At 70.8% G+C, this 10,284-nt stretch carries 8 protein-coding genes; 4 read left to right on the forward strand and 4 right to left on the reverse strand.

The features are described from left to right. The first annotated feature begins 452 nt into the window (after positions 1 to 452). The 3 genes from G6045_RS35910 to moeZ all read left to right on the forward strand — a co-directional run bounded on the left by G6045_RS35910 (position 453) and on the right by moeZ (position 3,380). Positions 453 to 1,400 (forward strand): NAD-dependent epimerase/dehydratase family protein, encoded by a 948-nt coding sequence (locus G6045_RS35910; RefSeq protein ID WP_165336411.1) that lies wholly within the window; start codon positions 453 to 455, stop codon positions 1,398 to 1,400. Next, positions 1,388 to 2,140: a spherulation-specific family 4 protein gene (locus G6045_RS35915; protein WP_165336412.1), complete on the forward strand. Its 753-nt coding sequence runs from the start codon at positions 1,388 to 1,390 to the stop codon at positions 2,138 to 2,140. The genes G6045_RS35910 and G6045_RS35915 overlap by 13 nt, the downstream gene beginning before the upstream one ends. Positions 2,141 to 2,201: 61 nt before the next feature. Next, positions 2,202 to 3,380 carry an adenylyltransferase/sulfurtransferase MoeZ gene (moeZ, locus tag G6045_RS35920; protein WP_165336413.1) on the forward strand — a complete coding sequence of 393 codons (1,179 nt, stop codon included), beginning with the start codon at positions 2,202 to 2,204 and terminating at the stop codon, positions 3,378 to 3,380. Between the two features lie 84 nt (positions 3,381 to 3,464). On the opposite strand, the gene G6045_RS35925 is transcribed toward moeZ, so the two are convergent. Continuing rightward, positions 3,465 to 4,214 (reverse strand): formylglycine-generating enzyme family protein, encoded by a 750-nt coding sequence (locus tag G6045_RS35925; RefSeq protein WP_165336414.1) that lies wholly within the window; start codon positions 4,212 to 4,214, stop codon positions 3,465 to 3,467. A gap of 174 nt (positions 4,215 to 4,388) precedes the next feature. On the opposite strand from G6045_RS35925, the gene G6045_RS35930 reads away from it, so the two are divergent. Continuing rightward, positions 4,389 to 5,405 (forward strand): questin oxidase family protein, encoded by a 1,017-nt coding sequence (locus G6045_RS35930; RefSeq protein WP_165336415.1) that lies wholly within the window; start codon positions 4,389 to 4,391, stop codon positions 5,403 to 5,405. Positions 5,406 to 5,416: 11 nt separating this feature from the next. On the opposite strand, the gene G6045_RS35935 is transcribed toward G6045_RS35930, so the two are convergent. From G6045_RS35935 to G6045_RS35945, 3 genes are all read right to left on the reverse strand, one after another. Next, the gene (locus G6045_RS35935) at positions 5,417 to 6,994 is read right to left on the reverse strand and encodes an alpha/beta hydrolase (protein ID WP_165336416.1); all 1,578 of its coding nucleotides are present in this window, start codon (positions 6,992 to 6,994) and stop codon (positions 5,417 to 5,419) included. After that, positions 6,994 to 8,604 carry an alpha/beta hydrolase gene (locus G6045_RS35940; RefSeq protein ID WP_165336417.1) on the reverse strand — a complete coding sequence of 537 codons (1,611 nt, stop codon included), beginning with the start codon at positions 8,602 to 8,604 and terminating at the stop codon, positions 6,994 to 6,996. Before G6045_RS35940 ends, G6045_RS35935 begins: the two co-directional genes overlap by 1 nt. A gap of 109 nt (positions 8,605 to 8,713) precedes the next feature. Next, entirely contained in the window at positions 8,714 to 10,258 is a 1,545-nt protein-coding gene (locus G6045_RS35945; protein ID WP_165336418.1) for an alpha/beta hydrolase, read from the reverse strand. Positions 10,259 to 10,284 lie beyond the last annotated feature (26 nt).

A 10,284-nucleotide genomic window follows, 5' to 3' on the forward strand; every position in this document is an offset into this window, starting at 1 on the left:
TCCCGAAACCGGGGGCCCTGCCCCCGGACCCCCGCGGGGCGGGGGTGGCCGTTTCGTGGGGCTGCGCCCCATGCCGGCCTGCGGGGGCTGCGCCCCCTGCGCCCCGCTAGGGGGTTGGGGTGGCTTGTTCATGGCGCTGTGCCCCACGCGCACCTGCGGGGGCTGCGCCCCCTGCACCCCGCCAGGGCGCTGGCGGGCCGCCGAGTGACCCGGCGGGGGCTGCGCCCCCTGCGCCCCGCTAGTCGGCCGGCAGACCCCGCCGGCAGGCCGCACCCAGACAACTGCCCCTCTCCCGCGTGGCCGACACCGCGGGCGGCGGGCTCGGAGGCGGTGGCCGGGACCCCGCCTGCGCGGCGATTCGCCCGCCACCTCTTACCCCGTTACGAACATCCTTGAGGAGCACGGAAGATGAGCACCCCCAAGCACAGGCCCGCACCCGCCGGAGCCGCCCGATGAGGGTGTTGCTGCTCGGCGCCAATGGATATCTGGGCCGCTTCGTCGCCGACCGGCTGCTCGCCGACCCGGCCGTCCAGCTCACGGCGCTCGGCCGCGGTGATGACGCGGATGTGCGGTTCGACCTCGCGAACGGCAGCCCCGGCGCCCTGACCAGGTTCCTGGACGCGGTGCACCCCGGCGTGGTGATCAACTGCGCGGGGGCGACCCGGGGCGGAGCCCGCGACCTGGTCCGGCACAACACGATCGCCGTCGCCACGGTCTGCGAGGCCCTCAGGAGGAGCGGCTGCGGCGCCCGGCTCGTGCAGCTCGGCTGCGGGGCGGAGTACGGACCCAGCCAGCCCGGCTCCTCCACGTCGGAGGACGCGGTTCCCCGGCCCGGCGGCCCGTACGGAGTGAGCAAGCTCGCCGCGACCGAGCTCGTGCTCGGATCGGGGCTCGACGCGGTCGTGCTGCGGGTGTTCTCGCCCGCGGGCCCGGGCACCCCGGCCGGCTCCCCGCTCGGCCGCCTCGCCGAGGCGATGCGCCGCGCGATGCAGGCGGGCGACGGCGAGCTCAAGCTCGGCGGACTCGGCGTGCAGCGGGATTTCGTGGATGTGAGGGATGTCGCGCGGGCTGTGCATGCCGCCTCTCTGTCTGCCGCTCAGGGCGTGGTCAACATCGGCTCGGGCCGCGCCGTCAAGCTCCGCGACGCCGCCGCCGTCCTCGCCCGCGTCGCCGGATACGGGGGCGCGCTCCACGAGTTGGACGGCGGTGGACGGCCATCCATCGGCCACCCCCGTACCGAATCCGACGCAGCACCCGCCGCCTACCCGTACCCGGACGGCTGCGGCAGCTGGCAGCAGGCCGATGTGCGCACCGCGCGCGACCGGCTCGGCTGGCGGCCCCGGATCAACCTCGAAGAGTCCCTCGCCGACATCTGGATGGAGGCGGCATGCCGCATCTGATCACTCCCACCGGCGCACAGCAGCAAGCAGCGGAGGCCACCATGGGCCTCGGCGTGCCCGGGTACGCCCACCCCTTGGTCGCCCCCATGGAGTGGGCCGAGCTGACCCGCCCCGGCGCTCCACTGCACTGGACCGTCCTGAATGTCGCGAATGGTCCGGGTGCCCGCCCCGACCCGCATTGCCTCGAAGCGTCCGGAAAGCTGCGCAACGCCGGCGCCCGTGTCCTCGGTCACCTCGATCTCGCGTACGGCGCCCGGAGCTTCGGCGAGCTCGTCTCGGACGCGCACCGCTATCTCGACTGGTACCAGGTCGACGGCTTCTACGCGGACCGGGCCCCCACCGAGCGCGAAGCCCTTCCTGAGGTGCGGCGGATCTCCGCCACCCTCAGGGCGCTGCTCCCCGACGGCCACCTGGTCTTCGGGCACGGCACCCACCCATATCCCGGATACGCCGAATCCGCCGACCAGTTGGTGACGTTCAGCGGTCCGTGGAGCGACTACCGCTGGTCGCAGGTGGCCGAGTGGACCGCCGACTATCCGCCCGAGAAGTTCTGTCATCTCGTCCACGGCGTACCGCTCGGCCACCTCGAAGAGGCACTGCGCATCGCCCGCTGGCAGGGCGCCGCCACGATCTGGTTCACGGACCGCACGGACAAGCACCGCACGGTCGACCCGTTCGAGGCGCTGCCCGGTTACTGGGACGAAATCGTCTCGCGTATCGGACGGGGTGTCTCGGAATGAAGAAGGCTGTGGCAGCGTTACGGGAAGAACCACTGTTCGTATACCGATCTACGGAGTTCCCGTGTCGCTGCCACCCCTGGTCGAGCCTGCCGCAGAGCTCACCGTCGACGAGGTCCGCAGGTACTCCCGCCACCTGATCATCCCGGATGTCGGGATGGACGGGCAGAAGCGGCTGAAGAACGCCAAGGTGCTGGCCGTCGGCGCCGGTGGACTCGGATCCCCGGCGCTGATGTACCTGGCCGCCGCCGGTGTCGGCACGCTCGGCATCGTGGAGTTCGACGAGGTCGACGAGTCGAATCTGCAGCGCCAGATCATCCACAGCCAGGCGGACATCGGCCGCTCGAAGGCGGAGTCCGCGAAGGACTCGGTCCTCGGCATCAACCCGTACGTGAACGTGGTCCTGCACGAAGAGCGGCTCGAAGCCGAGAACGTGATGGACATCTTCAGCCAGTACGACCTGATCGTGGACGGCACGGACAACTTCGCCACCCGCTACCTGGTCAACGACGCGTGCGTGCTGCTCAACAAGCCGTACGTCTGGGGCTCCATCTACCGCTTCGACGGCCAGGCGAGCGTGTTCTGGTCCGAGCACGGTCCCTGCTACCGCTGCCTCTACCCGGAGCCCCCGCCGCCGGGCATGGTCCCCTCCTGCGCCGAGGGCGGCGTCCTCGGTGTGCTGTGCGCCTCGATCGGTTCGATCCAGGTCACGGAGGCCATCAAGGTCCTCACCGGCATCGGTGACCCGCTGGTCGGCCGCCTCATGATCTACGACGCCCTGGAGATGCAGTACCGCCAGGTCAAGGTCCGCAAGGACCCCAACTGCGCGGTCTGCGGCGAGAACCCGACCGTCACCGAGCTCATCGACTACGAGGCCTTCTGCGGCGTCGTGTCCGAGGAGGCCCAGGAGGCGGCGCTCGGCTCGACGATCACTCCCAAGCAGCTCAAGGAGTGGATCGACGGGGACGAGAAGATCGAGATCATCGACGTCCGCGAGCAGAACGAGTACGAGATCGTCTCGATCCCGGGCGCGAAGCTGATCCCCAAGAACGAGTTCCTGATGGGCACGGCCCTCCAGGACCTGCCCCAGGACAAGCGCATCGTCTTGCACTGCAAGACGGGTGTCCGCAGTGCGGAGGTCCTCGCGGTCCTCAAGTCCGCGGGCTTCGCGGACGCGGTCCACGTGGGCGGCGGCGTGATCGGCTGGGTCAACCAGATCGAGCCCGAGAAGCCGGTCTACTAGGGTTCTTCGGCTGTACGGCTTCGAGTGCCGCGCCCCTTTGGCAGGGGCGCGGCACTCGTGCGTTCAGGCCTCGGGCGCGAGGTCTCACACGAGGTCCCAAGTGGGCGGCGCCGCCACCCGGAAGCCGACTCCGATCGCCGTCAGGTCCTGCTCGTACGCGCCGTGACGGCGGGCGCAGCGGGCCAGATCGCGGTCGTGGCGGTAGGCGCCGCCGCGGGTGACGTGGGGGTCGAAGGCCCAGCTCTCGGTGCGGGAGACGTCGGCGGGTGCGCCGGAGTAGGGGGCGTAGAGCGTGGAGGTCCACTCGTCCGCGTTGCCGGCCATGTCCAGGACGCCGAACGGACTGGCGCCGTCCGGGAAGGAGCCGACGGGCGTGGTGGTGCCGACGCCGAGATCGACGAGGTTGGCCAGGCCCGTCCGGTACGTGGAGCCCCAAGGGAACTCACGTGCGTCGTCGCCGCGAGCGGCACGCTCCCACTCGTCCTCGCTGGGCAAGCGCACCTCGACGCCGCCGAGTTGCCGTCCCAGCCAATCGCAGTACGCGGTCGCCTCGGCCCAACTGACGCCGATGACAGGGTGGTCGGACGGTCCTTGCGGGTCGGGGCGCCCGGTCGACCGGGCGAAGAGTGTCCACTGCCCGGCCGTGACCAGGGTCCGGGCGATCCGGAACGCCGGGACGCTCACCTCCGCACGCGGGGCCTCCTTGCGGTACCACTGCGCCGGAACTCCTGTGTCCGCATAGCGCGCGGCCACCTCGGCGAGTTCTTCGACCGGCGTACCCCGCCGCAGCACACCGGCCGGGACTTCGGCCCAGTCCACCGTTTCCCGCCGCATCCGCCGCTCCTTCGTCCGGTCGATCACAGAGCATCCATGATCGCCTCGGCGGACGAGCGTCCGCGTCGGCCAACAGGCCCACACCATCTGCCCTGTTGGGCCTAGGTCTCACCGGTCCGCGCCTACACCTCCCGCCCGATCCGCCCCCCGCGCCACCCTGCCTACAGTCCTGCCATGGATACGTCAGGAACGCTGGACGAAGCGCTGGAGCGACTGCACGGTTCGGGGCCCGAGCGGCTCGGGCGGCTCACCAATCACGCGCCGATGGCGGTCGAGTCGCTCGCCGCCCGTGGTCAGTCGCGGTCGGTGCACCGCTGGCTCGACCTCTACGCGCCCAAGCTGGAGGAGTTCCCTTCACGGGTCGAGCCCGTCACGGACGCCAACTGGGCCGAAGCGCTGGGCGATTCGCGGCGCGTGGCCGACTGGATCGGGTACTTCGAGGCCGGGATCGCCGAGCGTCCGTGGCGCGAGGTGCTCGCCCAGTGGTGGCCCCGGCTGCTGCCCGGCATGTACGGCGGCTCGACACATCCGGTGATCCGGGTGGGCCACGCGGTACGGACGCTCCTGTCCACGGAGGGCGAGACCGCCGCACCCCGCCTCGCCGAACTCGCGCACGGCCTCGGCTACTGGGCCGCCACCCACCACCCCGTGGCACTCGGTCCCGCGCTGCCCGGCGCCGGCACCGCGGCCGCCGCCCTCGATGCCGTACCCCTCATCGCCGCACAGGACGGCGGCTTCCCCACGCGGCTCGCGCGCGTGAGCGCCCTGCCGGCGTGGACGTACGAGGTGACGGAGCCGGCCGACGCGCAAGCCCGCCTCACCGAACTGGTCCGCGCCGCCACCCACCGCTACGCGACCCACGGCCACGGCGAGGAGACGATGCTCGTCCACGCGGCCACCGCACCCAACGCCGTCCTGCGCACCCTGCCCGCACTCCCGCACGAGCTGTGGCCGGAGAGCCTGCGCGCGGCCTGGACGGCCTCCGCCGCGGTCACCGCGATGTACGCACCGCCGACCGGCGTCACCTACACCCCGCCCGGCACCTTCACCCCCGAAGAGGTCGCCGAACGGGCCCTGGCACACGGCGACGAACACGTCATCAAACTGACGGACACGGCCCTCGACTTCGGCGACGAGCAGGCTCTCGCGGCGGCCCTGCGGGCCATCGAGCTGAGCGAGCCGCTCAGCTGACGGCCGCGGTTTCACGAACAGGTCTTGCCGTCCTGCGGCACCTTCCCGTCCAGGAGATACGCGTCCACCGTCTCGGTCGCGCAGTCGTTCACGCCGTACGTGCCATGGCCCTCGCCGTCGACCGTGATGTTCACGCCGACACCGTCGCCGAGTGCCGCGGCCATCTTCTTGGCGCCCTCGACCGGCGTGGCCGGGTCGCCCGTGTTGCCGATGACCAGGATCGGGGAGGCGCCGGGGGCCGAGACCTCGGGGGTCTTGCGTTCGCCGTCGACCGGCCAGTCCGTGCAGGCCATCAGGCCCCAGACCATGGACTCGCCGAAGACCGGGGAGGCCTTCTTGTACGCGGGGAGGTGGCGCTTGACGTCGGCGTAGCCGAAGCGCTCGGTGGAGTCGGCGCAGCGGATCGCGGCGTTGGCCTGGGACATGTTGTTGTAGCGGCCGGTCCCCGGGTCGCGGCCGCTGTAGGCGTCGGCCATGAGGAGCAGGATCGAGCCCGAGCCCGCGTTCTCGACCTCCTGGAGGCCCTGGGTGAGGTACGGCCAGGTCTCCTCGCTGTAGAGGGCCGCCGCGATCCCCGTCTCCGCCAGACCGCGGGTGAGCTTGCGCGGGCCGGAGGTCGGCAGCGGGGAGGCTTCGGCGCGCTCGAGCAGCGCCGTGATCTTCGCGGAGCCCTCGGCCGGATCCTTGTCGATGCCCTTGAAGTAGTTCTCCAGGGCCAGTTGGAAGCCCTCGGCCTGCGCGAGACCGCCCTCGATCTGGCCCTCCGTCGGGTCGACGACCGCGTCGAAGACGGTCCGGCCGACGTTCTTCGGGAACAAGTGGGCGTAGACGCCGCCCAGTTCGGTGCCGTACGAGATGCCGAAGTAGTTCAGCTTCTTCTCGCCCAGCGCCTCGCGGATCAGGTCCATGTCGCGGGCCGTGTCCGAGGTGCCGACGTGCGGGAGCAGCTTGCCCGCCTTCGTCTCGCAGGCCTCGATCTGCTCGCGCGACTCGGCCGTGTCCTCGGCCTGTTCGGCCGGGGTCTCGGGCGGACCGTCGTCCTCCTGCGACAGCCGGTCCATCTCCTTGTCGTCCACACAGCGCACCGTGGCCGTCTCGCCCACCGCACGCGGGTCGAAACTCACCAGGTCGTAGCGCTCGTTGAGGTCCTCGTAGTCCACAGCCGCCTGCGGCAGCGTGGAGACGCCCGAGCCGCCGGGGCCGCCGAAGTTGTAGAGGAGCGCGCCGATACGGCGGTCCGGTTCGGTGGCCGGCTTGCGGATCAGTGCGATCTCGATCTTCTCGCCGCCGGGCTTGTCATGGTCGAGCGGCGCTTCGAGCGTGCCGCACTCCCACTTGCTGCCCGGCGCCTTGCCCGCACCCTGGTTCACGGTGGGCGCCTTGCAGCGCGTCCAGTCGACGGTGCCCGTGTCCGGTACGCCCTTGCCGCTCCCCTTCGACGAGGAGGAGTCGGAACCCTTCGTACCGGAACCCTTCGTATCGGAAGGGGAAGAGGAGGAGGTGCAGCCGGCCACGAGCAGAGCGGCCGCCAGGAGGGAGGGCGCGAGCGCCGCGGAAGGGCCGGATATGGAACGGGACTTGCGGGGCATTACGAACAGACCTTTCCGTCATCCGGAACCTTGTGATCGAGCAGATAGTCCTCGACGGCTCTGTCGACGCACGCGTTGCCGCCGCCGTACGCGCCATGGCCCTCGCCCTTGAAGGTGAGGTGCACCCCGACGCCCTTGCCGAGTTCGTCGGCCATCTTGCGCGCGCCCTCGAAGGGCGTGGCCGAGTCGCCGGTCGTGCCGATCACGAGGATCGGCTCCGCGCCCGGCGCGCTCACCTCGGGCGTCTCGTGCTCACCGGCCACCGGCCACTGGTGGCACCAGCCGGCCGCGTCCCAGCCGAGGTAGCCGCCGAACACCGGGGAGATCTTCAGGAACTGCGGCAGCAGCTTCTTCGCCTGCGCGGGCGTCGGCCTGACCGAGGTGTCGGCGCAGGAGATGGAGCGCTGCGAGTGCATCGCCGTGCTGTAACGCCCGGACGCGTCACGGTTGTTGTACTCGTCCGCGAGCGCGAGCAGCGGCGCACCGTCACCGTCCGCGGCGGCCCCCAGCGCGGCCGTCAGCTGCGGCCAGCTGCTCTCCGAGTACAGGGCCTGGGTGATCCCGGTCGTGCCGAGCGTCTCGTTCAGCTCACGCCCGCCGGCCGCAGGCAGCGGCTTCTTGTCGAGGGACTTCAGGAGCGCGGCGATCTCCGCGGTGCCGTCCTTCGGGTCCTTGCCCGTCGACTTCAGATAGTTCTCCAGGGCGCGCTGGAAGCCGCGGGTCTGGTTCTTCGCGTGCCCCACCATGTCCGCGCTCGGGTCGACCACCGCGTCCAGGACGAGCCGGCCGACCTTCGACGGGAACAAGTGGGCGTACGTGCCGCCCAGTTCGGTGCCGTAGGAGTAGCCGAGATAGTGCAGCTTCTCGTCGCCGAGCACGATGCGCATCAGATCCATGTCGCGGGCGGCGTTCGACGTCGAGACATACGGAAGGATGTCGCCGGACTGCTCCTTGCAGCCCGCGCCGAAGTCCGCCGCGTCCTTGAAGTACGCCTGCTCCTCGGCGGCCGTGTCCGGGGTGAGGTCGATCGTGGTGAACGCCTGCTCGGTCTCCTCGTCGCCGCGGCACTCCACACCGCCACTTCGCTCGACCCCGCGCGGATCGAAACCGACCAGGTCGTAGCGCTCCTGCAGGGCCTGATAGCCGGGAGCGAAGGAGGGCAGGGCGCTGACGCCCGAGCCGCCCGGGCCGCCGAAGTTGAAGAGCAGCGAGCCGATCCGCTTGCCGTCGTCGCGGGCCTCGCTGCGGATCAGGGCGACGCCGATGGTCTTGCCGCCCGGGTCCTTGTAGTCGAGGGGCACCTTGAGCGTGGCGCACTTCCAGGCGCTGTCCGACGCTCCCGAACCGCCGCCCTCGCACTCGCCCCAGCTCAGCTTCTGCTCCGTGAGCTTGGCGGGGAGTCCGGAATCGTCGGCCTTGCCGGGCGACTTGGTGGGCTTGCTCTGCGAGGTGGAGGCCTTGCCGCCCTTGTCCGCCGAGCCGCCGCCGTCGCTGCATCCGGCGAGCAGCGAGCCGGCGAGGAGTGCGGCCACCGCGAAGGCCGTGGGGCGCCCGTGGGACGGGGTCGTGCGTATCCGGCCGGCTCCCCGGCCCCCTGACGTGCTTGCCATGTACGACGTCCCCCCTAGAGCATCAATCCCGACATCCTAAAGGCGCCGATGCGAGGGCGAACGGTTGCGGTCCGCGCTCACAGGTACGACACGCATCGCGCCGTACGCGCTACGAGCACACCGTCCGCGCCTTCGGCTCCTTGCCGTCGAGCAGATAGCCGTCCACGGCCTCGCGCACGCACGGGTTCTTGCTGTCGTACGCGCCGTGCCCCTCGCCCTTGTACGTCAGCTCGATCCCGACCCCGTCACCGAGCGACTCGACCATCTTGCGCGCGCCTTCGTACGGGGTCGCCGGGTCGCCCGTGTTGCCGATGACCAGGATCGGGGCGGCGCCCTCGGCACTCACATCCGGATGGTCGGCCGCACCGTCCACCGCCCAGTCGGAGCAGCCGAGCATGCCCCAGGCCAGATAGTCGCCGAACAGCGGCGAGGTCTCACGGAACTCCGGCAGCTTCGCCTTCACGTCCTCGACCGAGTAACGCGGCTTGTCGTCCGCGCAGTTGATGGCCACGTTCGCCGCCTGGATATTGCTGTACGTGCCGTCCGGATTGCGGCCGTTCATCGCGTCCGAGAGCGCCATCAGGATCCGTCCGTCACCGTCGTACGCGTTCTCCAGGCCCTCGGTCAGGTACTCCCAGAAGTCCTTCGAGTACAGGGACTGCGCGATCCCGTTGGTCGCGGCGGTCTGGGTGAGCTCGCGCTGCCCGAGCCCGGGCAGCGGCTTCGCGTCCAGGTCCTTCAGGAGCTTCGCGATCCGCGCCTGTACGTCCTCGGCGGTGTCGCCGACCGGGCAGTCCTCGACCTTGGACGTGCAGTCCTTGGCGTAGTTCTCCAGGGCGAGCTGGAAGCCGCCGGCCTGCCCGAGCGAACCCTGCTCGGCGGTCTCGGTCGGGTCGACCACCGCGTCGAAGACCGCGCGCCCGACGTTCTTGGGGAACAAGTGGGCGTACACACCGCCCAGTTCGGTCCCGTACGAGATCCCGAAGTAGTGCAGCTTGTCGTCGCCGAGCACCTGGCGCATCAGGTCCATGTCCCGCGCGGCGTCCGTGGTCGCGACATGCGGCAGGACCTTGCCCGCCTTGTCCTCGCAGGCCCCGTTGAAGGACTTCACGTTGTCGAGGAGCGTCTGCTCCTCCGCGGCGTCGTCCGGGGTTGCGTCCTGCTGGTAGTACGCGTCGAGCTGGACGTCGTCCTCACAGGTCACCGGCTCGCTGCGGCCGACCCCGCGGGGGTCGAAGCTCACCAGGTCGTAGCGGGTGCGCAGCTTGGCGTACTCCTCGCCGAAGGCGGGCAGCGAGGTGATGCCGGAGCCGCCGGGACCGCCGAAGTTGAAGACGAGCGAACCGATGCGCTGGTCCTTGTCGCCGCTGGCCCCGGCGCGGATCAGCTCGATGCCGAGGGTGTCGCCCTCGGGCTCGTCCCAGTCGAGGGGCGCCTTCATCGTGGCGCACTGCCACTCGGCCCCGGCCGGCAGCGGACTCGGTGCCTCGCCGCCGCCCTGGGCCGCGCTCGGTGCGGGGCAGTCCTTCCACTTCAGCTGCTGCGCCGTGAGGTCGCCCTGCTCCTTATCGTCGCCGCCGCAGCCGGTGGCCAAGGCGGTGGTCAGGGCGAGGACGACGGGCAGGGCGAGACGCACAGCGCGGGGCTTCGGCATGCACCCCATCCTGCGGGCGGGTGGGC

The sequence above is a fragment of the Streptomyces mesophilus genome, assembly GCF_011044995.1.
Lineage (GTDB): Bacteria > Actinomycetota > Actinomycetes > Streptomycetales > Streptomycetaceae > Streptomyces > Streptomyces mesophilus.

Excerpts from the sequence above, each read along its gene's own strand:
- G6045_RS35910 (WP_165336411.1), top strand. The coding sequence starts at position 453 with ATGAGGGTGTTGCTGCTCGGCGCCAATGGATATCTGGGCCGCTTCGTC.
- G6045_RS35915 (WP_165336412.1), top strand. The coding sequence starts at position 1,388 with ATGCCGCATCTGATCACTCCCACCGGCGCACAGCAGCAAGCAGCGGAG.
- G6045_RS35925 (WP_165336414.1), bottom strand. The coding sequence starts at position 4,214 with ATGCGGCGGGAAACGGTGGACTGGGCCGAAGTCCCGGCCGGTGTGCTG.
- G6045_RS35930 (WP_165336415.1), top strand. The coding sequence starts at position 4,389 with ATGGATACGTCAGGAACGCTGGACGAAGCGCTGGAGCGACTGCACGGT.
- G6045_RS35935 (WP_165336416.1), bottom strand. The coding sequence starts at position 6,994 with ATGCCCCGCAAGTCCCGTTCCATATCCGGCCCTTCCGCGGCGCTCGCG.
- G6045_RS35940 (WP_165336417.1), bottom strand. The coding sequence starts at position 8,604 with ATGGCAAGCACGTCAGGGGGCCGGGGAGCCGGCCGGATACGCACGACC.
- G6045_RS35945 (WP_165336418.1), bottom strand. The coding sequence starts at position 10,258 with ATGCCGAAGCCCCGCGCTGTGCGTCTCGCCCTGCCCGTCGTCCTCGCC.